This is a genomic window from Vogesella indigofera (assembly GCF_028548395.1).
In the GTDB taxonomy this organism is placed as follows: domain Bacteria; phylum Pseudomonadota; class Gammaproteobacteria; order Burkholderiales; family Chromobacteriaceae; genus Vogesella; species Vogesella indigofera_A.
This window is the reverse complement of the sequence record NZ_JAQQLA010000005.1, coordinates 212,979-236,060: the sequence shown is the minus strand read 5'-3', so window position 1 is coordinate 236,060 and position 23,082 is coordinate 212,979. Positions and strand designations below refer to the sequence as shown.

Here is a 23,082-nt window from a genome sequence, read left to right as displayed (position 1 = left end):
TACCGGCACTGCTGGCCAGACTCACCGGAATCTGCAGGTCATGAATCTCGACCAATTTCGAAATTGATGGAGACTGTTTAAAGGAAACGCGGTAGATTGGCGGGAATGTTGTATTTTAAATACATGAATAAGACATGATCTCATTACCGTCCTATCGTTTTCGCTTTTTAGGCGAGTGGCTGTTCCTGGCCTGTTGCCTGTTGCTGGCGGGTAGCGTGGTGGCATGGTTATTGTTTGAAGAGCATCAAGCTGTAGGTCATCGTGAGCAGCTCCACCTAACGGCGCAAGCGCAAGTCGTCGAGGCCAACCTTGGCCGTCAACTAGATGCCCTAAACCGGACGTTACACAACGTGATTCTCAGCGTGCCGGCTTGGCGCAAACAAAACACGGTAGCAATAGCTGGTAGTCGGCGATTGAATGCGTTTGCCGATGCCATGGTCGGTATCCGCAGCTTTTCGATCATGGATAAGCACGGTGTGATCCAGGCGAGTAGCCGAACAGACCTCATGGGCAGGGGATTTGCTGATCGCCCCTACTTCCAGGCAGTGCTGAACCAGCCCGACCCCACCACGCTTTATGTCAACGCACCGTTCAAAACCGAGCAAAACATCTGGTTACTCACGGTCACGCGCATGATTCCAAGCAAGGATGGTCATTTTGATGGGCTGGCGATTGCCTCACTTGACCCTGAGGAGTTTCGCATTCTGCTTTCCTCTGTCAACTATAGCCCCGACATGATGACTGGCTTGGCCCACGGTGACGGAGCGCATTTCATGATGATGCCGGAACGCAAACATCTGGTCGGTATGAATCTGACCCAGTCCGAACCGCTCTTCAATCGCTACAAGCATAGCGGCTTGACCGCCACCGTGATGACCGGCTTTTCACCGGCACTCAACGAAGAACGGATGGTGGCCCTCCGCACGATCCAGCCTGCTGCACTCAATATGGACAAGGCCCTGATTGTTGGCGTTAGCCGCAGCACAAAAACGCTCTATTCTGACTGGTATTCGATGGTAAAAGTCTGGGGCAGTGCCTATGCCATTCTGGCATTGTTCAGCACTGTATTGCTAGCCATCTGGCAGCGCCGACGTCAGCGGGAAACGGAGAATGCGGCTCGTGCCGCAGCGGCCTTGCGTGAGCAAAATACCAAGCTGGCAGAGGCAAATGTCCAGCTGGAAGCACAGAGTGCGCAACTCCACGCCTTGGCGTTCCAGGATGGGCTGACGGGCATTGCCAATCGCCGTCATTTCAACGAGCGATTGCAGAAAGAGTGGCGTGACTGTCGACGGCATCAGACCCATCTCACACTGCTCATGATCGATATTGATCACTTCAAGCTGTTCAACGATCACTACGGCCATCAGACCGGGGATGACTGCCTCAAACTGGTGGCGAAGTCTCTGCAAGAGCGCTTGTGGCGCGCACACGATGTGGTGGCCCGCTATGGCGGCGAGGAGTTCGTCTGCTTACTGCCTAACTGTGAACCGGTGCATGCTAGGGCCAAAGCCGAGCAGCTGCGCATGGCGATTGAAGCATTGGGCATCCCGCACGGGGCGTCGCCAGTTAATGGCATGGTCACCATCAGCATCGGTATCGCCACCCAAGTACCAGAGAGCACCAGCTATCCGGAGCAGCTGCTTGCCGCCGCGGATAAAGCGCTGTATGCGGCCAAGGTTGCGGGGCGAAATCGGGCTGTCGCAGACGAGAACACTAACTTCGATCCACACGCCATTGCCGACTAAAACACGGTGGCATCCGATTGGGATGGCAGCTCATCAGACTTCACGCAGGAATCACCATGAATAACAAGTTGAAAGGCGGCCTAGTATTTGCTGCTGTTGCAGTGACCGGCTGGTTCTACTACACACCGTATATGGCCGTACATGGCATGCATGATGCCGCACAAGAACGCAATGCGATGAAGCTAGCCAACTACGTCAACTTTCCTGTCGTCAAAGAAAACCTGAAGGCCGAGTTGAATGGTCAGATGCTGCAGAAACTGCAGGGAAACCCGTTTGCCGCAGTGGGCGTTGTTTTTGCCGGCGCCTTGGTGAATGCCATGATCGATGCGATTGTTTCGCCGCAGGGGCTTGCCATGATGATGCGGGGTGAAAAACCCCTGCCCGCGACCACTGCAGAGGCCACGGACTCCGGCACGCAGGAACAGGCCAATGAGGCGGACAAAGTCGAGACCACGATGGGCTACAACGGACTCAACCAGTTTTCGGTCAAGGTCTATCAGCGTGACAAGTCGGATCAAGCAATCAACCTGGTTCTGCAGCGGCACAATCTGGTGTCGTGGCAGTTGGCCGAGATTCGCCTACCTCAATAGCAGTTTCCTAGCCGGGCTTGACTCATTACTCATGGAGAGCCGGCCAGAGTAAACGCTGGGCGGCCTTTGCCAGGATTGCCGTGCTTCTGGCATGATCCCGCCATGAAACTGTTATCTATTCTCTCATTTGTTCTTGCGGCCAACGTGATGGCCGCGGATATCTCGTGCAAGGTGGTGGGTGTGTCGGATGGCGATACGCTGACTTGCCTGGCTGCCGGTAATCAATCCATCAAAGTGCGCCTGGCGCAGATCGACGCGCCGGAGAAGAATCAGCCCTTCGGCGAGAAGTCAAAACAGGCTTTATCGGCGATGGTATATGGCAAACAGGTGGTGCTGCAGCCTGAGACGCGCGACCGCTATGGCCGGACAGTAGCGAAGGTGTTTGTGGGGGATCTGGATGTGAACCGCCAGCAGCTGCGCAAGGGCATGGCGTGGGTGTACCGGCAGTATTCGCGTGACAGCGGCTATGACGGCGCGGAGGCTTTCGCGAAGAGCTACGGCACGGGACTGTGGGCCGACCCGAATCCGGTGGCACCGTGGGTGTGGCGCCACGAGAAACGGCAGACGCCAGCGACGTCTGCACCTTCCCGCCCGATTCCCCTGCCCGCACCGAGCGCTCCTGCGCTTTCGGTGCTCGACCCGATCCTGAAGCCGCGCCGTTCTGCCGCAGGCTTCAGTTGCTCAGGGAAGGTGCATTGCAGCCAGATGGTGAGCTGCGAGGAGGCAACGTACTACCTGCGGTATTGCCCGAACGTGAAGATCGATGGGGACCATGATGGCGTGCCGTGCGAGAAGATGTGCCGGTGAGTGCCAGGCTGAGGCTAATCGCGGATTGTTCAAAGTACGTCAATGACGTATCACGTATTGATGTACACGATTGCTGAAACCCCAATTTTCAAGCACTACGTCGCAGATTACTGGTCTGAGGCTGAGCGCGGAGACTTCTGCGCCGGGCTGGCCAACAATCCAATGGCCGGCGATGTGATCCTCGGCTCTGGTGGCTGCCGCAAGGTACGCTGGGCGGGTGATGGGCGGGGTAAGCGTGGCGGGGTGTGGGTGATTACTACAATCAGTTGGCCGACGGCACGATGGTTGCTGACGATTTATGGCAAGGGTACGCAGGAAAATATCCCGGGGCCGCCACACTGAAACAGATCAAGGAGACGATTGATGCGAAATGACAAGGATCTGGCCGCACGCGACGCGCAGCGCGACCTGGGTGCCGAGTTGCTGGCATCGGTCAAGGCAATGAAGGCCAATGAGGCCGCGCGGGCGACGAAGGTGACACCAACATTGGCCGCAGAGGCGCGTGCCAGGGTGGGACTGTCGCAAAAAGCCTTCGCAGCCATGCTGCAGGTGAGCGCCCGCACATTGCAAGAGTGGGAGCAAGGGCGGCGCGAGCCAACCGGTGCCGCGCAAACGTTGCTACGGGTGGCGCTGAAGCATCCGGAGGCGTTACAGGATCTGGAAGTGGTCTGATGACCAAGACAAAGCCCGACGATTGCCGGGCTTTTTTAACGCGGGTGGCTTAAAAGCCTCACAGATACCATCTTGCACTATCGTTTCGGTGGATGGTGTATCGCTCCAATGCTGATTCGCCACAGCTGTCAGATACGTAGGTCACGGTGAGCTTCAAAACGCTCTTCGCCGGTTGCTCCCAGTTCCCGACACGATCAACATTCAGGCCTCGTCTTGCGTGATTTTTTCGACCAAGGCCGCTACATGGATGGCCACTGTATCCAAGCATGGCACCGGACTCGAGTCATCACTCAATAGCAAGGGCAACTCGGTGCAGCCCAGGATAATTTGGTCGATGTCGGCGCGTGCCTTCATGTCCTCAATGATTTTCACGAACCCGGCTCGCGTTTCATCGGTCACAATACCGTGCTCTAGTTCGGATTCGATTTTCCCGTGAATGTACGCAATCTCGCTGGCATTCGGAACCACGACAGCAATGCCTTCTCGCACGAACGGTTCCACAAAGAACGTGTTTGTCATCGTGAATACCGTCCCGAGTAGTCCGACCTTGCGTACGCCTCGTGCCTTCGCCACCGCTACAGTTGCCTCAATGGCACTTACCAACGGAATTGGTGATGATGCCTTCAGTCGGTCGAATACGATGTTTGGCGTGTTGCCAGTGAGTGCTGCGCACTTTGCTCCAGCAGCAGCCAGACTACGAATACCATCCAGAATATATTCGGCCAACGCGTCGTACTGCTCTTGCTTACAAAAGGCAAACACTTCGAAAGCGCTGAGTGTTTCAATGGAAATTCTTGGCAGGGAGTGTTCGCCCTGTTTCTGCTTCACGCCATGTACAAGCTGACGGTAGTACGAAACGGTGGACTCTGGCCCAATGCCGCCGATGAGGCCAATTTTCTGCATAAATATCCTTTCGGGTGAGTGCCCGCGATACGGGCTTGGCAAAACACGTTTAGACCTTCTCCAGCAACTCAGGATGGAGGTAGGTACGGACAAATCGTTGAAGCAGTTCTCGTGGCTGGGGTGTATCGCAAGCATTGGTCTTCAGGGCTTCAGGCGTGCATCCACGACTGCGAAGGAAGTCGGTACGTGTATCGACGCACGCTGCCAGAATGCTGCGGGTGAACTCAGGATGAAACTGCGTAGAAATAGCGTTCGGCCCATAGCGCAGAATTTGGTGCTGGTCGTGTTCTGACCGTGCTAGCACCACCGTTTGCGGTGGCGGCGCCAGCACTGATTGCATGTGCGTCAGGTGGGCCAGAAACTGCGAAGGCATCGTGCCTACGAGGGCGTCTTTTGCACCGGTTATTTCGAGCCGTACGGGAAGACAGCCGAGTTCAAGGCCACCGGGGTGATAACCCACCCTCCCGCCTAAGGCATGCGCCATCAACTGATGGCCGTAACACACGCCAAATAGCGGCTGGTCGATAAGCATCGCCTGGCGAATCCACTCTGCCGTCGTCTCACTCCAACCCAGCCTGTCTGTGACCATCGCCCACGATCCCGTGATGATGGCGGGCTGATGTGCGCATGGTTCTGGAAGCGCTTCACCTTCAAATACCCGAATGACTTTGAGTGCTTCCAGGGGAATATTCAATGCGGCTCGGAACCAGTCGGAAAGGTCACCCTCACGCATGCGAATCTCATCGGGCGGGGTGCCGACCTGGAGAAGAAGAAGTGGTTTGGGTTCGGTGGACATCGTCTGGGGCTGTGTCTAAAACCTTGAGTCTAGAGGGCCACGAACCAGCCGAATACTGAATAATTAAGTCAATTCAACGCCAAAATGAGAATATTTAGTTTGCCAAATGAAAGCATCAGTTTTGAACCGGAAACCCTTAGGGTTGAGGCTTCCGGTCGTGCATTTGGGGAAGAAGGTCAATAAGCGCTTGCAGTGGGGGGCTGACCTCACCGGCCCAGACCAGGTGCGTACGATTTATCCGAAGCGTAGGGGGAAGAGGATGACGCTGCACCGCGGTTCCAAGCACAGCGCAGTCCAAGAGCTCTGTGGAAATGATGCCAATGCCGGTCGCCGCCGCCACACACGCGACGATGGCATGATACGAGCCGAACTCCAGAATTCTGCCTGGCGATACTCCCTCGGCAGCAAGCCATTCGGTCAAGCGCCGGCGGTACGAGCAGCCGTGGGGAAACACGACGATTGTTTTGCCGTTCAGGTCTTGAACATCTCGAATCTTTGGCATCCCCTTGGCCGAGATGAGGGTTAGTTCCTCCTCAAACGCAGGAAGGACCGATAGCCGTCCGCGCTCAAAGGGTTCGGCCACAAAAGCAGCGTCGATTTCATTCCTATCCAACATGCGCAGCAACCCATCAGTCATGCCGGGCTGAAGTTCAATTGACATCATTGGGTTCTGGAGGTGGAAAGCGGAGAGCAGCGGGGGAAGTCGTGCGGCGGCGGTACTTTCCAGTGAGCCCAGTTTCAGGACGCCACGCATGACACCGGTACGAACCTCCTCTTCGGCCAGCTCAGCCATCGTGAGCAAACGCTCTGCGTGTCCGAGTAGGATACGCCCGGGTTCGGTGAGCGCAAGTCCACGCCCCTGCCGACGGAACAGTGAGACACCGAGCCGCCCCTCAAGCTGCTTTATACGTGTCGTCACGTTGGACGGAACGCGGTGAAGCCGGCTTGCTGCTCGCGCAACCCCCCCTTCTCGAACGATGCAGCAGAAGATGTGGAGGTCATCCAGATTCAAATTTCTCATCTGGAGAATTTATCTTAAAATCATTCACTTTTAAATATATTTGCACCAAGCGAGCCGTTGGCTGAGTGAATCGCCCCAGCTTCTCTAGACACTCTTGAGCCGTTGGTGGACTGCCCCGGCTCCTGTAGGCAATCCTGCCCTATGATTGGCAGAGAGTAACATCAGCGATGACCCCGCAGCAGGCTCATTCCCGTCCTGTCCTTCTGATCGAGGTGACCTTGCCACCGGTCAGCGCCGCCCGCTCCTTAGCCCACGCTTCCCGTTCATCCCAAAGCTGCTTGACCAGCGACACTTCGCGGGCCAGCGCCTCCTCCCACAACACCCGGTAGCGGGCAGCTTCGGCCTTGGCCTCGTCCAATCGCTCCCGCATCCCATCGCGGGGCTTGGCCCCTGCCTTGGCCGCAGCATCAATGGCTTCGATCAGCTCGCTAAAGATCGGTCGGGACCTCTTGATCGTACCCCTCTTCCGCCCGGCTTCCAGCGACACTGAGTCGTTGCTGATCTTGGTTCCCTTGGGGACATTGACCGGTTTGCCACGTTTCAAGCGCTCCAGCGCCTCGAAGTAGTCCTTGGCGATGTCAGGCATGTCCGCCTCCAATCGAGTCCACTTCAGGGCTTTTCTCGGGGCGCCATTCGCGTTCCACACGCTCCAGCGCCTCCAGTTCTTCCTGCTCCATCGCTGCGGTGACTGAACCGATTGTGATGTTAGCCATCGCCGCGCGTTTGAGCCGGATTGTCTGTACGATTTTCGAATGTTTGCCGATCAGGTACTTGCAGCCATCGGTGGCGCAAACGGTGTCGATGAGGTTCAGACCCTTGCGGGTCTCGCACACTCCCGGTCGAGTACAACCGCCCAGCGGGCCTTCCCGGTAGGCGAGCAGCCCTGCCTTCATCTGCCTGGCAACCTCCTCGGACGACATGACCTCGCCGCGCTCTCGCTGGCGTTCATAATAGTTGCCGGCCCCGCCAAACATCTGCTCTTTGCTGTGCAGCACGTCGCACACGAAAGCCAGCATTTCGGCCTCCTCTGCGCCGTTCTGCCACTCAACAGCGAAATGCTTGTTGTAACCCTTCGCATCACTCTCGATGAAGTTCTTACAGAAAGTGCTGCCGCGTCCATAGTACATTGCCATTTCGCGCGTGATATGCTGCAGCTGCCTACGTAGCGAGGAGAGGCGAACCAAGCCACTGGCATTGGCATAGATAGCCAAGCTGCGGCGCAGTTGGTGAGGGGCCAGCGGCCAAGGCCGGCCGATAAAGAACTCAGGCTCCTCGCGCCAGGCGCGGAAGGGGTCGATCTCCTCCAGTTCCTCGATGTCTTTTCCCTCGATGATCGGACACAGGCGACTTTGCAGAGTACCTCTTACACCACTAAAATATCCTATAAAGGCGCTGATTCGGCACCCCGATCTGACTTGGCGCATCCGCCAAGGCAGATAGTCGAGCGAAGGAAACAGCGGTTGCTCGTCCTTCAGGTCGTCCGCCTTGCTCGACATGATACCTAGGGCCTCGTAGATCACGGCGGCGAACTCCTGGGCCAGCCGGATTGCCCGGAAGCCTTCGCGATCAGTGGTAATCCACTTTGTTTGCAGACAACGCCCATTATTAAACTTGGTCGTAGTGCCGACAATTAGGCAGTGCATGCGTCCATGCGGACCTTTCTCGGTTTCCATACAATGGTATGGTAGGTGGCGGGCTTCGGAATCCCGCATGCCACTGAACACATGGATCTGTAGTTTACATATTTGAAATACCTCGGAGATGACAGTGACCATGCCTCGCAGGCCCCGCCCATAGAAGCCGCGCTTAGCAAAGTAGGCTGCGAGGCCGTGCTTCTCGACCAGCGCGGGGACAAAGAAAATCCTGCACCGCTTCTCCTTGGCTCGTCGATACTCGACAATGGCTTCCCGTAGTGCCATCAGCAACTGTGGCTTGTGCGCCTCGATATCGTCCAGTTCCGTCGCTAGGTTGTTAATCAGATTGGCGTAGATCCGAGTCGGCAAAGGAGCAATCTGGCGTCGGTTGTCACGTCGCAATTTGACCCGCCGCTCGAGATCCCTCCACTGCTTCGGGGTCGCGAGGGTGAACCCCAGCTGTATTTCCGGCTCGAGTTGACCAAGGAACGTGAGCCAACTCATCCAGTTGCCCACGTAGTTATCTGCCAGGCTTGCACCGCAGGCATCCAAGAGGGACGTTTGCGTTAGTATGTCGCGCACAGTACAGGATCTCGCCTCGGCAAAGCGCGCAGCGTTGTGCAGAACGCGGAGTTTGACGTCCAACGTGCTTGGTGCGTTATCGTTACCGTAATAGATCAGGCGCGTCATCAGGAACTGCAGCTCGCGAATGCGGGCTTCGCGCTCGGGCGAAATCTCCAGTGAGCACTTGCCCACCTTGCCACTTATTTGATTCCAGTAGAAGAAGTGCAGGCTGAGCGTCTTCTGATGGGCTGTGTAGGCCGTCCATGGCCAGGTGAATTCACCGACCGTGTGTGGGGTACCATCCAAATCGCGACAGATGACGTGGTCCAGTGGCAGACAAATGCCCCAGTCGTCGTCCCAAGGGTCGGGCCCTAGGGCACCAGGCTGCTCGATGCGCGCCGTAATCTTCATATAATGACTCCCAGCTCGAGGAAAAACTGGTACTTGTCTGCGAAGAAGGGAGTGAGGTTGCCACTCTCGAACACCTCCTTGCACACCTGTTCCACCATTGCGCGGCAGTTGCGGAAGTTGGCAATTTTCTCAAGGTCCTCGTCACACTTGGCGATCAGTGGCCGCAGAGCAGTCTCGTGCAGCGGGCCAAGGATCATCTGCTCCATGACGAAGGCTGCAGAGGCCACCTTGCGCGCGTCTTCCTCGCAAGCGACCAGCACCCGGTGCTTGCAGAACAGACAGCCTTGGGAATCCTTACAGTCCGGCTTGACCGGCGCGTTGTCGGCCAGTGCCTCGGGGTGGCCGAAACGGTCGCAGTGTCCACCCTCCTCCAGCAGCGGAGCATCCGCTTCGACCGCCTTAACCGGAATGATGCGCTGACGTCTTGCAGACTCGGAGACTGATGTCAGGAACAGTGAAAGCTCCTCGCGGTGATCAGTGTCCGAGCCGGCGTCATAGCACTTCTGCGCAGTCTGTTCCGTATTCTGTAGCACCTTGGCAGTGATCGACATATCGTGGTGGCGCTGGTACCAATCCGCCACGCTTGAACGGAGCTTGCGAATGTTCATATGGGGAAACTGCGAGTCTACGGCGCGAAGCTGGCTTTCTATCAGCGTTACAAGCGGGCGATAGCCGATTTGCTTGGGAGGGTTCTCGTTTCGTACCCCCAAGGTAAAGAACAGGTAAGGGAAGTCCCTTCCCTGAAGAAGGTACCGACGCAACTCCATAAAGCGACGAAGGGTCGGCATGAAGGTTGCCGGAATTGTCAGAGTCACGACTTTGCTGCTCGCCCGAAACTTGATGGATCGGAATTGCTGGTTGCTTGTGGACGCATCAACCTCGCCATTTGTCTCGATTTCGCGGGCGACCGACTCATTGGCAGCGGTGTTACACAAAAAGAGAAACAGGAAGGCCTTACTGGCGATTATGCCGAGCATGATCCGATACCGATCAAGCGGATCGGCATTGGCGGCGTTGATCCGTGCTTGCGCTCTATTGATCGCTGCCCTTGCAGTCGCTCGCTGATACGATGGACTGAACTTCGCATACCGATGTTGGATCTCGTCGATGGTGGCGAGGCCTCCGTTAGCGTAGTCGTAGGCCCAACACGTATAATTGCCGGATTTTTCTCGTTTGGCGCCCCATTGGTGCGGAGGTAGACACCACCGATTGTTAGGAAATAGCCAGAGGTGATTTTCCGCCCAGCCAAGGGCGGCAGGAAGCTCCAGTTTATAAGGAAAGGCGCGCGGTTCCAGCACCAGGTCGCATAGGCCGTCGAATAGTGCTTGGTTGAGGGCTACTCCATGCGCGAAGTCACGCGGCACCAAGGGTTCGGTGCCGCCATCCAGGTTCCAGCGGTTCTTGACCTTGCCTACGCCACGGCTGAGCGCATCAAGACCGGTCGAGGCCTCTAGAAGGCTACAAATGAAGTCAAGTCGGTCATTGTGCACCCTTTCGCCAAACTCTTGCCGTAGATAACGTTCGCGGGTTTCGGCCACCCAGGCACGATAGGCATTGCGCGTTGCATCTCCACCTGAAAGGCAGTCGTGCAGACCAATGGAATCTGCCCAATCGAGGAACGATCTGAGTTGATTTGCGTAGTTTAATACTGTCGTCAGGCGTTTGCCATCGTCTTCGACTAGGCGGGAGAGCGCCTTGATCAACTGCAAGATTTCTTTGGGGCGCTGCTTGAGGAAAGAGCCAATCACAACCTCGCGCGGCTGGCCGGGCTTGCGCGCCTTGCTCGAGCGCAGCGAATAACAGAACGCACCGAGGTCGTGAGATAAAGGACCAATTTTGAGGATGACTTGCTCCGGACGCAGGATGTGTGTGTTTTTGCCCAGAGGCAGCACAATGGTGACTGTCGTGCGAGTGGTGAAGATGGTCTCGATGGGCTTATTCATCGAACGCCATGCCTTTGTTCGCTTGGTCGATCCAACGCTGCAACTGCTCACCGTATCCATTCACAGCCTCGTAGATGGCATCCATCTGGCTGCGATAGTTGAGGTAAAGATCTGTGGTGGCAAAGCTCTCGTGCCACATGAGATCTTTTACGATCATACGCATCTTATTCAGGGTAATCGCTCCCGACTGCACCTGCGCTGTCAGCAGTTCGGTGATATTCATTCCGAAACTGGCACGTAGATCATGAATACGGTAGTGGAACTGTTTGTTGTGGCGCTCACGCACATAGGGAATCACGTGATCCTTGAGAAACTGGCGAACAGGCTGACCGCCTTTATGGTGGTGCCGATCGAAGTCAGGGTTGAAGCGCAGGGTCTCGGCCTTGGACGTGTAGTAGGGGGTACCCTGCTGTGTCAGGAACAGGTAGGGGTCGGAATGATCGCCTTGCTTGGCCATGAACCGACTCCGGCGAACCTCGGCTCGCCTTGACAGTGCATAGGTGCGTAGCAGTTCATAGAGAGAACAAGGAACCTGCAACACGCCGGTTTTGTTGTTTTTGGTGTCAATACCCGTCCCCGGACCGGCTTTCAACTTGTAGACTTTCTCGTCACCGGTGAGTGACTTGGAGAATTCTGGGTTCTGATTGAGGAAGTGCCGTAGACGTAGCGTACAGGCTGTTTGAATACGAGCACCTGTCGCAAGAATGAAGAGTTGAATCAGGTAGCACTCGGTGTTGCCCTTGGCCACGGTCGCTTCGAGAATCCTGACCTGCTCTTTGCCAGAGAGGGGTCGTAGTTTTCCACCATCCTGGATGGTTCCTGCATAAGGATCTTCCGACTTGGCAACACGGATACTCACATCCGTACTAACCACCTTTTTGAGGACCTCCCGCCCCTCGGTCGTCTTGAAACCTAGCTGGTATTGCGTTTCCTCCCACGGCGGATATTCCGGATGGAAGTAGTTGTTTGTAATCAACCACTGGTAAAAGGACACGACGGCTCCCATACGTCGCTTCGCCGTAGTTGGCGACAGTTCGCGAGCCTCAATCAGTTTTTTTAAGTACCCCCGGTAACGGTAGGTCGGCCGTCGTAGTTTGAGCTTGGGAAAATGAAACAGCAGGACGTCGGGGTTGTCCTGCGTGTCCAGCCATTCCTTGAATGCGGCCAGATCGTCCGCCTTGCTCTGGTAGGTTGCCATGACAGGGGTCGTTTCCGCTTCAAGCTGGGTCAGAATATAAAGACAGCCAAGTGACCAGGGAACAGCATTTCGATCTAGTACGACAGGGAATAGATTGTAGTTGAAGTCCTGTTCAGCCTGATTATCCAAAACAAAACGATAGTAGTAATTGAAGGCCGGATGCCCATTGCCCTGCTTGATGCTACGGGTAATTGCGCGTGGATCTTCTGCTGTCGTCACTTCCGACAACTGAAAGACCGGCAGAAGAATCTTGCGACGTAGTATCCTCACGGATCACCCCCAAGAAATCAAAGCTGCAATACATATGCCAGCTTCAACGAGGTGGAGGCTGGAGTGGTTGCTACTGAATCAGAGGTAACAAGCCAAAACACCTTAACGAAATTGATCGGACTGCGTCACTACCAACTAACAAGCTAACCCCATACCATTTCCCCCACAACCAGATCGGTCTGTTCAATCTTGTTACTAATGTCTGTTATGACCAGAACGACTCTGGGCTGTTATAGCCACAGCGACTAGTCACCCTTCTGAAGTTCCATCCACAAGCCCTTACTTAGGTGCACTCGGAGTCCAGATATAGACAATCTAACTTGTCCATTCAAGTAAAACTTCCTTGTGATGGTTTTTTTAGTAGAACTTGCATGTAGGGGGCGTCGATAAAGGCAAAACGTACCTTGTGCTGCTGCCGGCTGTCGTCCAGCACGGTGATGGTGTCGCCATCGGCCACCCCCACTACCACGCCCTCGATCTGCCCGGCATCCGCGCGCGAAGCGGTACTCGGCCAGATCGCACCTGCCAGCGCACCCAGCAACAGCACACCGGCCGCAATCTTGCGCAGAGGCGAGGCGCCGGAAAACAGGGTCGTCACTGCACGCAGATGTTGCGCTTGTACTTTCATGCCTACTCCATCAATCAAACAAAAAAGGCGGCCGTTACGGCCGCCCGCTGGCAACAGCCGGCTTCAGTCCTTGCGGCGCGGCTGCCACAATACATCGGCCACCTGCGCCTGCTGGTTCAGGTAGCGCGCCAGGATGAACAGCACGTCCGACAGGCGATTGAGATACTGCCGCGGCAAGCCGCGCAGCGTGTCGGCCAGCTGCACCAACGCCCGTTCGGCGCGACGGCATACCGCCCGCCCCTGATGCGCCACCGCCGCGGCACGACAACCACCCGGCAGGATGAACTCCTTCAGCATCGGCAGCTGCGCATTCCATTGCTCGGCCTGCTGTTCCAGCATCGCCAACTGCGACTCGTGCAGCGCCTCGTAGCCCGGCACCGCCAGCTCCGAGCCGAGATCGAACAGGTCGTGCTGCACCTCGGCGAGAAAGGCATCCACCTCCGCCGGCAAAGCTTCACAGCGCAGCAGGCCGACGATGCAGTTCAGCTCGTCAACCTCGCCCAGCGCCATCACCCGCGGCGCGCTCTTAGACAAACGACTGCCATCACCCAGCCCGGTAGTACCATCGTCCCCGGTGCGGGTCACAATCCGCGACAAGCGGTGTCCCATTACTGCTCTCCCTGTCCGGCTTGCGCCTCGCGTAAGGCCTCGCGCAGCGACTCGCGCAACGCTTCGGCCAGCATCATGTCAAAATCTTCCTTCAGGTGCTGCATGACGCCGGACATCAGCTGCTTGGCCTGCATTTCCAGCGCGTCCTGCATCCACAACGTCAACTCCACCTTCATGCGCGGCAACACGCGCGCGTACAGCGCATCTATCAGCGCCTCCGAGGTCAGCGACGACAGTGCCTCGCTGGCCGCCGCTTCTGGCGCTACCGCCAGCGGCTGGCTCACCTCCTTCATCCCCGACAGCTGCATCGCCGCTGCGGCCAACCCTGCTGCCGATGGCACCTCCACCGCTGGCGACGGCGCAGTCAGCACCTGGTGTACCGGCAGAATCGCGTCCTGTGGCGTCAGGTCGAAGGGCGGCTCCGCCCCCAGATCGCGTGCCCAGGCCAGCTCCACTTCGCGATCCGGCATCATGTCGCTGGCGTTACCGCCATCCAGCTCGGCCACCAGACTGGCCGCCAGGCCCAGACAGCCACCCAGCACCCCGGTCGGCAGGCTGTCCAGCGAAATGCTCTCGCCCAGCGGGTAGCCACGCGGCGCCGCATCAGCCTCGGCCGCGACTGACGGCGTATCCAGTGCCGCGACGTAGGCGGCCGCCACGCCGGCCGGTGCCGCGCCTTCTGCGGCGGCAAGGTCAAAGGCAAATTCGTCGCCGGCTGCCGGCCCTTCCTCCACCACCTCAGCCACGATATCGGCGGTGAGTGGCACCGCCACCTCGTCAGCCAGCAACGGCGGTTCGGTCGTAACGGCCGCCGCCTCCGTAACAGCATCCCCGACTGGAGGAGCCACATCGGCCACCGTCTCGACCAGCGGCAACACATCTGCACTGGCGATCATTTCGTCGCTGGTTGTAACTTCCGGCACCACGGAGGCAAGCGCCTCATCAGGCGCCGGCAGTGGCTCAGCGACCGCAGCAAGGTCCGCTTCGTCAGGCGCCGCCGCGTAATCTAGCAGCACCTCGTCCACGACGGGCGGCGGTGCGTCAGGCACCACCGTTAACTCCGGCGCCGATTCTACCGCCTCGGCATCCATGTCCGCTTCAGAAACGGCCAGCACTGCATCCGACGACAGCGCCTCCCACGGTGTCGCTTCCATCCCAACTGGTACATCAGCCAGCGGCGCGGCATCGGCCGGCACAGCCTGGGCCGCCTGATCCAGCCACGCCGCCAGGCCCGCTGCCGCGGTGGCGGCGGTCAGCTCGGCGTCCGCGGTTTCCAGCAGCGGAGCATCGTTCACATCCGCCAGACTCGACTCCGGCACGCCGGCGGCGACCAGCTCTTCGTCGACGGGTGTCACCGCTGTCGGCAGCGGCACGTCATCGCCAGACAAAGGCTCTGCGGCCAACGTTTCTGCCACATCCGTCACCAGGGGCATCTCCACCAGCGACGGCGTTGCCTCAGCCTCTATTTCAGCCTGCGCAGCATCGGCCATGCCCGTCGGCCACTGCGCCGCTGGCGCTACTTCATCCGCCGCGACCGGCGCGACATCGGCGGCCACCTCCGGCATGGCAAAACCGGGCAGCACCTCGCCCAGATCCATGTCGTCCGGCAACGGCACATTCAGGTCCAGCGACGGCAGCCGTCCAATCAGGGCCTCGGCGTCCAGTGCGCCATCACCGCGGACGGTAGCCTCTGGCGACTGTTCGCCGGCGGACAGCACCTCGTCCAGCGTCAGGTCGGGCGGAAAGCTCAGATCGTTGTCCGGCAGCGCATCGGCCAGCTGTGCCATTTCGGCGCTGAAATCAAAATCGGGGATATCAAAATCGACCAGCACCGGCACCTCGGCCTGCGGCGGCAACTCCGTCGCCGGCACCGCCGGGGCTTCGACGACTTCGGTCAACACCGGCAGGGAATTCCAGTCCGGCACCGGGGCTTGTGGCTCAGTCATGGCGGGCATCACTCATATTGTGGTGATGAATTTCGAAACCGCTATCCAGATAACGGCGATAGCGCTGTCTGGCGGTCGCCTTGGAGGTATCGTCGCTGCCGACCACCTCCAGAATGCGCGGAAAGCGCTGCGGCGCGTCGGGAAAGGCCGGCGACAGGTTGAGCAGCACCAGCCCCTCGGCGGCGACGGCAAAATCCGTCGCCAGCAGCACCGGTGTTTCCGCCGCCAGCGCATCGCTCGCCGCGCAGTGCGGGATGAACTCAGTGTCGCCGTAGGCCCACAGTTGCGCGCTAAAGCCGCGCAACGCCGCCTCATCCGGCAGCACGATCAGCATCCGCTCACCCTTGCGGTAAACGGTACGCGCCGCCCGGCACGCAAACGGGTACAGGGCGGCGACGTCGGTGTAAAAATCAATCCGCGTCATCTTCAACCACTTCGGACAATTCGCGACGTGGACGACCACGGCGCACGACATTGCCCAAGGCGATATCCGCACGGTCCTGCAGGAACTGCACCAACAGTGGTACCGGACGGCCGGTGGCCCCCTTGTCCTTGCCGCCGCGCCACGCGGTGCCGGCGATGTCCAGGTGCGCCCAGTCGTAGGCCTTGGCGAAGCGCGACAGGAAGCAGGCGGCGGTGATGCTGCCACCTGCGCGACCGCCGATATTGGCCATGTCGGCAAACGGGCTCTTCAGCAATTCCTGGTAGTCGTCCCACAGCGGCATGTGCCAGGCGCGGTCGCCGACTTCCTCACCGGCGGCGATCAGCTCCTTGGCCAGACCGTCCTGGTTGCTGAACAGGCCGGTGGCAATATTGCCCAGCGCCACCACGCAGGCGCCGGTCAGCGTCGCCACGTCCACCACCGTCGCCGGATTCAGGCGCTCGGCATAGGTCAGCGCGTCGCACAGGATCAGGCGGCCTTCGGCGTCGGTGTTGAGCACCTCGATGGTCTGCCCGGACATCGAGCGCACGATGTCGCCCGGTTTCAGCGCACGGCCGGACGGCATGTTTTCGCAGGTCGGGATCAGCGCCACGATGTTGAGCGGCAGCTTCATCTCCACGGTGGCGCGGAAGGTGCCCAGCACCGAGGCGGCACCGCCCATGTCGTACTTCATTTCGTCCATGCCTTCGCCCGGCTTCAGCGAAATGCCGCCAGAATCAAAGGTGATACCCTTGCCGATCAGCACCACCGGCCGCTCGGCACGGTCGCGGGCACCGAAGTGCTTCAGCACGATGAAACGCGCCGGCTCGTCGCTGCCTCGCGCCACGGCGAGGAAGGAGTCCATTTTCAGGGCGGCGATTTCGTCCGGGCCGAGCACCTCGACCTCGCAGCCGAAGTCTGCGGCCAACGTTTGCGCCGTTTGCGCCAGATAGCTAGGCGTGCAGTGGTTGCCCGGGGTGTTGGCCAGGTCCTTGGTCAGCTTCATGCCGGCGGCAATGGCCTGACCGCGCTGCAGGCCGCGCTCGCCGTCGGCGAGGTCGCTGCGGCGTGGCACGGCAAAGGTGAACTTGCGCGGTTCGCGCGCTTCGTCCTGGCGGGACTTGAACTGGTCGAAACGGTAGAAGGCATCGACGGTGGCGACGGTGGCCTGCTCCACCATCCACTCAACATCGTGCTTCTTGACGTGCAATTCCGACAGATAGCTGACGATCTCGTTGGCCTGCGTCGAGGCCAGCGCCTTGACCGAGGCACGGATCGCCTCGCGGTATTCCTTGGCGCGGAAGTCGCGCTCCTTGCCGAGACCGACCAACATCACGCGGTCACACAGCGTGTGCGCCACCGAGTGCAGCAGCAGGGTGGAGCCAAGCTTGCCGTCCATGTCGCCACGCTTGAGGACATCGGTCAGGAAGCCGTTGGAAATGCGATCGAGCAGATCAGCGGCAAAGGACAGCTTGCGGGTTTCATAGACACCGACCACAACGCAGGCGACGCGCTGTTTTTCCGGGCTTCCGCTTTTAATGTTAAACTCCATTGATAGCTCTCCAATGTGTGTTGGGATCATCAAGGCGCATCCCGTCAAGCTTTTGGCTTGGCTTGAATCAACTGGCCCACCTTGATTTTTGACCGAAAGCCTCTTCGGCTAATATTTCTAATTATCACTACCCTTTTGACGCATTGTCAAAAACAGGCCCGCTTTTATGCTTTTTAAGAAAAGCCTCACGCGCGAACTGACTTATACCAGTATCGGCGTTTTTTTCATTTTGTTGGCGATTTTGCTGACCACCCAATCCATCAATCTGCTCGGCCGCGCGGCACAAGGGCGCATCGCCAACGAGGCGGTGGCGGCGCTGATCGGTTTCTGGACACTCGGCTTCTTTCCGGTGCTGATGATCCTGACCGTGTTCGTCAGCGTGATGGTGGTGTTCACCCGCATGTGGCGCGAGCACGAGATGGCAGTGTGGCTGGCCAGCGGCAAGTCGCTGTCCGACTGGGTCGGCCCGGTGATGCGCTACGCGCTGCCACTGAGCCTGCTGGTGGCCGTCGGCACGCTGGCGGTCGAGCCGTGGGCACAGCAGCGCAGCCGCGAGTACGCCGAGATACTAAAACAGCGCGAGGAGATGACCGCGCTGGCACCGGGCGTATTCAAGGAATCGCGCAGCAATGACCGCGTCTACTTCATCGAGAGCTACTCCGTTGCCACCGGCGCCACCCGCAACGTGTTCGTGCAGAACATCGCCGATGGCGAAGTGTCGTCGGTATTCGCCAAGGAAGGCCAGCTGGGCCGGGACGAATTCGGCAACCGCACGCTGACCCTGCTCAACGGCCGCCGCTATGTCGGCGAGCCCGGCAGTGGCGCCTTCGAGGTGGTGGAGTTCGACAGCTACCGCATCAAGATCAGTGACAATGTCCGCACCGCGGTGCCGGAAGTGGACAGCAGCTCGCGGCCAACCTTGCAGCTGTTCGGCAGCGACGATCCGAAGGACCGCGCCGAACTGGCCTGGCGCCTGTCACTGCCGTTGTGCACGCTACTGCTGGCCCTGCTGGCCCTGCCGCTGAGCTACTACAACCCGCGCTCCGGCCACGCCTACAATCTGGTGTTCGCGCTGGGCGCCTACCTTGCCTATCAGAACCTGCTCTGGCTGCTGCGCAACTGGATTGCCAGCGACAAGCTGCCGAGCGCGCTGGCCATCCTGCCGGCGCACCTGCTGATCCTGCTGCTGGCACTGGCCCTGCTCCACTACCGCAACCGTCCTGCCGGCTCGCTGCTGCCGGTGCTGCGCGCCTGGCTGCGAAAGACCCCGTAAATGAAGACCGTACGCAACTACATGATGGCGCGCTTTTTCGGCGCAACCCTGTTCACCCTCGCCTGCCTGCTAGGCCTGTACGGTTTTTTCGACATCATTCGTGAAGTGCCGGATCTCGGCAAAGGCAACTACCAGACCAGCACCATGCTGGCCTATGTCGCGCTGCAGATCCCCGGCCACGCCTACGAGCTGATGCCGCTGGCGGTGCTGATCGGCGCGCTGGTGGCGATGTCGCAGCTGTCCGGCAGTGCCGAGTACACCGCCATCCGCACCTTCGGCGTTTCGCTGGGGCAGATCGCCCGCTTCAAGCTGATCTTCGGCCTGATCATGGCGCTGTCGGCACTGGCACTGGGCGAGTTCATCTCGCCGCAGTCCGAGCAGATGGCGGAGCGGCTGAAGCTGCAGTCGACGCGTTCGCTGATCGCGCAGGAATTCCGCTCCGGGCTGTGGGTGAAGGACGACAACAACATGATCAACGTGCGCGAGATGCTGCCGGACAACACCCTGCTCGGCATCCGCATCTACAGCTACGACGACGAATACCGGCTGATCCGCAGCGAGTTCGCCGAACGCGCCACCTACCAGGGCGAAGGCAACTGGCAACTGGAAGGCGTGCGTTCGTCCACGCTGCACGCCGACCATGTCAGCACCTCGCGCCAACCCGGCCGCCAGTGGCAGTCGGTACTGCAGCCGGACATCCTGTCGGTGCTGCTGGTGGTGCCGGAACAGATGTCGGCGCTGGACCTGCTGACCTATATCGAGCACCTGCAGAACAATCACCAGAAGACCCAGCGCTACGAAATCGCGCTGTGGAGCAAGCTGTTCTATCCGCTGGCCTGTATTTCGATGGCGCTGGTGGCGCTGGCGTTCACCCCGGCACAGCGGCGCCAGAACGACCTCGGCGTCAAGCTGTTCACCGGCATCAGCATCGGTATCGCCTTCCACTTCTGTAACCGGCTGTTCGGCCACCTCGGCCTGCTGTACGACTGGAACCCGCTGCTTTCGGCCACCATCCCCACCACGCTGTTCTTGATCGCAGGGGGCTGGGCCATACTCCGACTGGAAAAACGATGACGGCAAGCACACAACAGCAGCTCTGCCAGCGCTGGCGCAAGACCCTGCAGGACGGCCGCGCCACGTTGGCCGCACGCTATACCGCCGACCGCAACGGCCGCGCCTACCTGCAGGCGCACAGCGCACTGGTCGACGGCGTGATCCGCTCCGCCTGGGACGTGCTGGGGCTGGGGCAGCGTGCGGCGCTGGTGGCGGTGGGCGGCTACGGTCGCGGCCAGCTGTTTCCGCACTCCGACATCGACCTGCTGCTGCTGCTGCCCTCGGCCACCTGCGACAGCCTCAGCAGCTTCGTGGAAGACTTCATCGGTGCGATGTGGGACATCGGTCTCGATGTCGGCCACAGCGTGCGCACCATAGACGAATGCCTGCAGGAAGCGGCCAAGGACATCACCGTCGCCACCACGCTGCTGGAAAACCGTATGCTGGCCGGCAACATCACCCTGTTCCACCAACTCAACAGCGCGGTCGAGCGCAACCGTGATCCGCTGCCGTTCCTGGAAGGCAAGCTGCTGGAGCAGCAGCAGCGCCACAGCAAGCACTACGGCCTCGGCAGCAACCTGGAGCCAAACATCAAGGAAAGCCCCGGCGGCCTGCGCGACCTGCACACCATCCTGTGGATCAGCAAGGCCATCGGCGTCGGCCAGACCTGGGACAGCCTGATCAGCAACGACATCCTCACCGCCTCCGAGGCGCGACTGCTGAAGTACAGCGAACGCCAGCTGGAACGCATCCGTATCGACCTGCACCTGGCCGCCAAACGCCGCGAAGACCGGCTGATCTTCGATCTGCAGAACACCGTCGCCACCATGTCCGGCCTCAGCGACGACGATGCCCGCCGCGCCAGCGAACAGCTGATGCAGACCTTCTACAAGGCCTCGAAGAACGTCAGTCAGCTCAACGGCATCCTGCTGCCCAACCTGCGCGCCCGCTACGTCTGCACCGTGCCGCGGCTGACCCAGGATCTCGACGAGCACTTCTACAGCGTCAACTGCATGCTCGGCATCCGCGATCCGGATATCTTCGAGAAGCAGCCGTCGACCATCCTCAGCGCCTTCCTGCACATCCAGCGCCACGGCCTGCGCGGCATGGCGCCACGCACCCTGCGCGCGCTGTGGCACGCACGACGCCAGATCAACGAGCGCTTTCGCCGCGACCCGCACAACCGTGCGCTGTTCATGCAGTTCTTCAAGGAGCCGGTCGGCCTGACCCGCACCCTGCGCCGCATGAACCTGTACGGCGTGCTGGGCAAGTACCTGCCGGCATTCGGCAAGATCATCGGCCAGATGCAGCACGACCTGTTCCACGTCTACACCGTCGACGAACACATCCTGATGGTGGTGCGCAACCTGCGCCGCTTCGCGGTGCCGGCGTTCAACCACGAATACCCGCTGCTCAGCCGCCTGATCGACGAATTCGAGCGCCCGGAAGTGCTGTACATCGCCGGCCTGTTCCACGACATCGCCAAGGGCCGCGGCGGCGACCACTCGCAGCTGGGCATGGCCGACATCCGCCAGTTCTGCGAGGCGCACGGCATGTCCGCCGCCGACACCGACCTCGCGAAATGGCTGGTGGCGCAGCACCTGACCATGTCCAGCGTGGCGCAGAAGCAGGACATCTACGACCCGCAGGTGGTGCAGGAATTTGCGGCCAACGTTGGCGACCTGCGCCATCTGGTGGCACTGTACATCCTCACCGTCGCCGACATCCGCGGCACCAGCCCCAAGGTGTGGAACGCGTGGAAAGCCAAGCTGCTGGAAGACCTGTTCCAGGCCACACGGCGCAAGCTGCAGCAAGGCGGCGAAGTCGACCTCGACCTGGAGCTGGCCGAGCGCAAGAAGGCGGCACAGGCCATCCTGCGCCTGAACGCGGTGCCGGACGGCGTCGAGCAGACGCTGTGGCAGCACGTCGACAGCATCTACTTCCTGCGCCACGAGGCACGCGAGATCGCCTGGCACGCGCGGGTGCTCAATCGCAGCGTGGACACCCGCACCCCGATCGTGCGCGCGCGGCTGTCGGAGGACAAGGAAGGTATCGAGCTGATCGTCTACGCCGCCGACCAGCCCGACCTGTTCGTGCGTATCTGCGCCTTCCTCGGTGCCGCCAACTACAGTATCGCCGACGCCAAGATCCACACCACCCGCCACGGCTACGCGCTGGACACCTTCCACGTGTTCCTGCCGGAGCACCACGACGGCGACTATCGCGATCTGATCAACTTCATCGAGTTCGAGCTGGCGGCCAACCTTGCGCGGCAGGAGCCGATCCGCATGCCGCCGCCCGGCCGTCTCAGCCGCCACCTGAAGCACTTCCCGATCCAGCCGCAGGTGCTGATCCGCGCCGACGACAAGCAGCGCCACTACGTGCTGTCCATCGTCAGCGGCGACCGCCCCGGCCTGCTGGCCAAGATCGCCAAGGTGCTGTCCGACTATCACGTCAACGTCGACGCCGCCAAGATCATGACGCTGGGCGGCCGGGTGGAAGACTCCTTCCTGCTGTCACTACCGTCCAGTCACGACGACAAGCTGCTGCTGGCGCTGGAAAACGACCTGATCAACGCACTACGGATCTGACACCATGCTGCATTTTGAAGACCTCATCCCCGGCCGCCGCTTCCATACCGCCAGCCACACCCTGACGCTGGCCGAAATCCGCGACTTCGCCGGCAGCTTTGACCCGCAGTTTTTCCATCTGGATGAAGTCGCGGCCGAGGACAGCGTGTTCAACGGCCTCGCCGCCAGCGGCTGGCACGTCGCCAGCCTGACCATGCGCTTGGTGGTGGCCAGCGAGCTGAGCCAGGTCGCGGGCGGTCTGGTCGGCATGAAGGTCGACAATATGCGCTGGCCGCGGCCAACCCGTGCCGGCGACACGCTGCAAACCGAGATCGAGGTACTGGCGCAGCGTGCCTCTGCCAAGCAGCCGCAGTTCGGCATCGTCACCCTGCAGTGGACAACGCGCAACCAGCATGAAGAAATCGCCGTCCAGCTGGAAACGGCGATTTGGGTGCAGCGCAGGGACAGCTAAGGGC

The 23,082-nt window shown here is 59.8% G+C and carries 21 protein-coding genes and 1 pseudogene; 9 read left to right on the top strand and 13 right to left on the bottom strand.

Going from position 1 to position 23,082, the window contains the following annotated elements; genetic code table 11:
- The first annotated feature begins 134 nt into the window (after positions 1 to 134).
- The 5 genes from PQU89_RS11675 to PQU89_RS11655 all read left to right on the top strand — a co-directional run bounded on the left by PQU89_RS11675 (position 135) and on the right by PQU89_RS11655 (position 3,814).
- On the top strand, positions 135 to 1,745 hold the full coding sequence (locus PQU89_RS11675) for a sensor domain-containing diguanylate cyclase (RefSeq protein ID WP_272765987.1): 1,611 nt from the start codon (positions 135 to 137) through the stop codon (positions 1,743 to 1,745).
- 56 nt (positions 1,746 to 1,801) lie between these two features.
- Positions 1,802 to 2,335 carry a DUF2939 domain-containing protein gene (locus PQU89_RS11670; protein WP_272765986.1) on the top strand — a complete coding sequence of 178 codons (534 nt, stop codon included), beginning with the start codon at positions 1,802 to 1,804 and terminating at the stop codon, positions 2,333 to 2,335.
- Between the two features lie 102 nt (positions 2,336 to 2,437).
- Entirely contained in the window at positions 2,438 to 3,142 is a 705-nt protein-coding gene (locus PQU89_RS11665) for a thermonuclease family protein (RefSeq protein ID WP_272765985.1), read from the top strand.
- Positions 3,143 to 3,184: 42 nt separating this feature from the next.
- On the top strand, positions 3,185 to 3,484 hold the full coding sequence (locus PQU89_RS11660) for a hypothetical protein (protein ID WP_272765984.1): 300 nt from the start codon (positions 3,185 to 3,187) through the stop codon (positions 3,482 to 3,484).
- A gap of 21 nt (positions 3,485 to 3,505) precedes the next feature.
- Positions 3,506 to 3,814, top strand: a complete 309-nt coding sequence (locus tag PQU89_RS11655; protein ID WP_272765983.1) for a helix-turn-helix domain-containing protein — start codon at positions 3,506 to 3,508, stop codon at positions 3,812 to 3,814.
- Positions 3,815 to 4,015: 201 nt separating this feature from the next.
- Here the strand turns inward: PQU89_RS11655 and PQU89_RS11650 are convergent, their stop codons facing one another.
- The 13 genes and pseudogenes from PQU89_RS11650 to PQU89_RS11595 form a co-directional block, all read right to left on the bottom strand.
- A complete protein-coding gene (locus tag PQU89_RS11650; RefSeq protein ID WP_272765982.1) occupies positions 4,016 to 4,717 on the bottom strand; it encodes an aspartate/glutamate racemase family protein in 702 nt (233 codons plus the stop codon).
- Between the two features lie 49 nt (positions 4,718 to 4,766).
- Entirely contained in the window at positions 4,767 to 5,513 is a 747-nt protein-coding gene (locus PQU89_RS11645) for a glutamine amidotransferase (RefSeq protein WP_272765981.1), read from the bottom strand.
- A gap of 136 nt (positions 5,514 to 5,649) precedes the next feature.
- Complete coding sequence (locus PQU89_RS11640; RefSeq protein WP_272765980.1) at positions 5,650 to 6,306, bottom strand: LysR substrate-binding domain-containing protein; 657 nt, start codon at positions 6,304 to 6,306, stop codon at positions 5,650 to 5,652.
- A gap of 45 nt (positions 6,307 to 6,351) precedes the next feature.
- Positions 6,352 to 6,534, bottom strand: a pseudogene (locus tag PQU89_RS17175) (helix-turn-helix domain-containing protein); the annotation flags it as partial.
- Positions 6,535 to 6,718: 184 nt separating this feature from the next.
- The gene (locus PQU89_RS11635) at positions 6,719 to 7,120 is read right to left on the bottom strand and encodes a hypothetical protein (protein WP_272765979.1); all 402 of its coding nucleotides are present in this window, start codon (positions 7,118 to 7,120) and stop codon (positions 6,719 to 6,721) included.
- On the bottom strand, positions 7,113 to 9,143 hold the full coding sequence (locus PQU89_RS11630) for a hypothetical protein (RefSeq protein ID WP_272765978.1): 2,031 nt from the start codon (positions 9,141 to 9,143) through the stop codon (positions 7,113 to 7,115). The genes PQU89_RS11635 and PQU89_RS11630 overlap by 8 nt, the downstream gene beginning before the upstream one ends.
- Positions 9,140 to 11,086 carry a hypothetical protein gene (locus tag PQU89_RS11625; RefSeq protein ID WP_272765977.1) on the bottom strand — a complete coding sequence of 649 codons (1,947 nt, stop codon included), beginning with the start codon at positions 11,084 to 11,086 and terminating at the stop codon, positions 9,140 to 9,142. The genes PQU89_RS11630 and PQU89_RS11625 overlap by 4 nt, the downstream gene beginning before the upstream one ends.
- A complete protein-coding gene (locus PQU89_RS11620) occupies positions 11,079 to 12,512 on the bottom strand; it encodes a site-specific integrase (protein WP_272765976.1) in 1,434 nt (477 codons plus the stop codon). The genes PQU89_RS11625 and PQU89_RS11620 overlap by 8 nt, the downstream gene beginning before the upstream one ends.
- Positions 12,513 to 12,882: 370 nt before the next feature.
- Positions 12,883 to 13,182, bottom strand: a complete 300-nt coding sequence (locus PQU89_RS11615) for a thermonuclease family protein (protein WP_272765975.1) — start codon at positions 13,180 to 13,182, stop codon at positions 12,883 to 12,885.
- A 63-nt stretch (positions 13,183 to 13,245) separates the two neighbouring features.
- A complete protein-coding gene (locus PQU89_RS11610; RefSeq protein ID WP_272765974.1) occupies positions 13,246 to 13,791 on the bottom strand; it encodes a cob(I)yrinic acid a,c-diamide adenosyltransferase in 546 nt (181 codons plus the stop codon).
- A complete protein-coding gene (locus PQU89_RS11605) occupies positions 13,791 to 15,737 on the bottom strand; it encodes a hypothetical protein (RefSeq protein WP_272765973.1) in 1,947 nt (648 codons plus the stop codon). Before PQU89_RS11605 ends, PQU89_RS11610 begins: the two co-directional genes overlap by 1 nt.
- A complete protein-coding gene (locus PQU89_RS11600; RefSeq protein ID WP_272765972.1) occupies positions 15,730 to 16,161 on the bottom strand; it encodes a DNA polymerase III subunit chi in 432 nt (143 codons plus the stop codon). The genes PQU89_RS11605 and PQU89_RS11600 overlap by 8 nt, the downstream gene beginning before the upstream one ends.
- Positions 16,148 to 17,710 (bottom strand): leucyl aminopeptidase, encoded by a 1,563-nt coding sequence (locus PQU89_RS11595; protein WP_272765971.1) that lies wholly within the window; start codon positions 17,708 to 17,710, stop codon positions 16,148 to 16,150. Before PQU89_RS11595 ends, PQU89_RS11600 begins: the two co-directional genes overlap by 14 nt.
- Before the next feature lie 166 nt (positions 17,711 to 17,876).
- On the opposite strand from PQU89_RS11595, the gene lptF reads away from it, so the two are divergent.
- The 4 genes from lptF to PQU89_RS11575 are packed head-to-tail and all read left to right on the top strand — an operon-like array spanning position 17,877 to position 23,078.
- Positions 17,877 to 18,983, top strand: a complete 1,107-nt coding sequence (gene lptF, locus PQU89_RS11590) for an LPS export ABC transporter permease LptF (RefSeq protein ID WP_272765970.1) — start codon at positions 17,877 to 17,879, stop codon at positions 18,981 to 18,983.
- On the top strand, positions 18,984 to 20,057 hold the full coding sequence (lptG, locus tag PQU89_RS11585; protein ID WP_120809636.1) for an LPS export ABC transporter permease LptG: 1,074 nt from the start codon (positions 18,984 to 18,986) through the stop codon (positions 20,055 to 20,057).
- Entirely contained in the window at positions 20,054 to 22,627 is a 2,574-nt protein-coding gene (locus PQU89_RS11580) for a [protein-PII] uridylyltransferase (protein ID WP_272765969.1), read from the top strand. Before lptG ends, PQU89_RS11580 begins: the two co-directional genes overlap by 4 nt.
- A 4-nt stretch (positions 22,628 to 22,631) precedes the next feature.
- Entirely contained in the window at positions 22,632 to 23,078 is a 447-nt protein-coding gene (locus tag PQU89_RS11575; RefSeq protein ID WP_272765968.1) for a MaoC family dehydratase, read from the top strand.
- Positions 23,079 to 23,082: the final 4 nt, after the last annotated feature.

What these genes read in the sequence shown, in the direction of transcription:
- PQU89_RS11645 (WP_272765981.1), bottom strand. Translation starts at nt 5,513, where the DNA reads ATGTCCACCGAACCCAAACCACTTCTTCTTCTCCAGGTCGGCACCCCG.
- PQU89_RS11625 (WP_272765977.1), bottom strand. Translation starts at nt 11,086, where the DNA reads ATGAATAAGCCCATCGAGACCATCTTCACCACTCGCACGACAGTCACC.
- PQU89_RS11640 (WP_272765980.1), bottom strand. Translation starts at nt 6,306, where the DNA reads ATGGCTGAGCTGGCCGAAGAGGAGGTTCGTACCGGTGTCATGCGTGGC.
- PQU89_RS11615 (WP_272765975.1), bottom strand. Translation starts at nt 13,182, where the DNA reads ATGAAAGTACAAGCGCAACATCTGCGTGCAGTGACGACCCTGTTTTCC.
- PQU89_RS11660 (WP_272765984.1), top strand. Translation starts at nt 3,185, where the DNA reads ATGACGTATCACGTATTGATGTACACGATTGCTGAAACCCCAATTTTC.
- PQU89_RS11670 (WP_272765986.1), top strand. Translation starts at nt 1,802, where the DNA reads ATGAATAACAAGTTGAAAGGCGGCCTAGTATTTGCTGCTGTTGCAGTG.
- PQU89_RS11675 (WP_272765987.1), top strand. Translation starts at nt 135, where the DNA reads ATGATCTCATTACCGTCCTATCGTTTTCGCTTTTTAGGCGAGTGGCTG.
- PQU89_RS11575 (WP_272765968.1), top strand. Translation starts at nt 22,632, where the DNA reads ATGCTGCATTTTGAAGACCTCATCCCCGGCCGCCGCTTCCATACCGCC.
- lptF (WP_272765970.1), top strand. Translation starts at nt 17,877, where the DNA reads ATGCTTTTTAAGAAAAGCCTCACGCGCGAACTGACTTATACCAGTATC.
- lptG (WP_120809636.1), top strand. Translation starts at nt 18,984, where the DNA reads ATGAAGACCGTACGCAACTACATGATGGCGCGCTTTTTCGGCGCAACC.
- PQU89_RS11635 (WP_272765979.1), bottom strand. Translation starts at nt 7,120, where the DNA reads ATGCCTGACATCGCCAAGGACTACTTCGAGGCGCTGGAGCGCTTGAAA.
- PQU89_RS11580 (WP_272765969.1), top strand. Translation starts at nt 20,054, where the DNA reads ATGACGGCAAGCACACAACAGCAGCTCTGCCAGCGCTGGCGCAAGACC.
- PQU89_RS11610 (WP_272765974.1), bottom strand. Translation starts at nt 13,791, where the DNA reads ATGGGACACCGCTTGTCGCGGATTGTGACCCGCACCGGGGACGATGGT.
- PQU89_RS11595 (WP_272765971.1), bottom strand. Translation starts at nt 17,710, where the DNA reads ATGGAGTTTAACATTAAAAGCGGAAGCCCGGAAAAACAGCGCGTCGCC.
- PQU89_RS11665 (WP_272765985.1), top strand. Translation starts at nt 2,438, where the DNA reads ATGAAACTGTTATCTATTCTCTCATTTGTTCTTGCGGCCAACGTGATG.
- PQU89_RS11655 (WP_272765983.1), top strand. Translation starts at nt 3,506, where the DNA reads ATGCGAAATGACAAGGATCTGGCCGCACGCGACGCGCAGCGCGACCTG.
- PQU89_RS11600 (WP_272765972.1), bottom strand. Translation starts at nt 16,161, where the DNA reads ATGACGCGGATTGATTTTTACACCGACGTCGCCGCCCTGTACCCGTTT.
- PQU89_RS11605 (WP_272765973.1), bottom strand. Translation starts at nt 15,737, where the DNA reads ATGACTGAGCCACAAGCCCCGGTGCCGGACTGGAATTCCCTGCCGGTG.
- PQU89_RS11650 (WP_272765982.1), bottom strand. Translation starts at nt 4,717, where the DNA reads ATGCAGAAAATTGGCCTCATCGGCGGCATTGGGCCAGAGTCCACCGTT.
- PQU89_RS11630 (WP_272765978.1), bottom strand. Translation starts at nt 9,143, where the DNA reads ATGAAGATTACGGCGCGCATCGAGCAGCCTGGTGCCCTAGGGCCCGAC.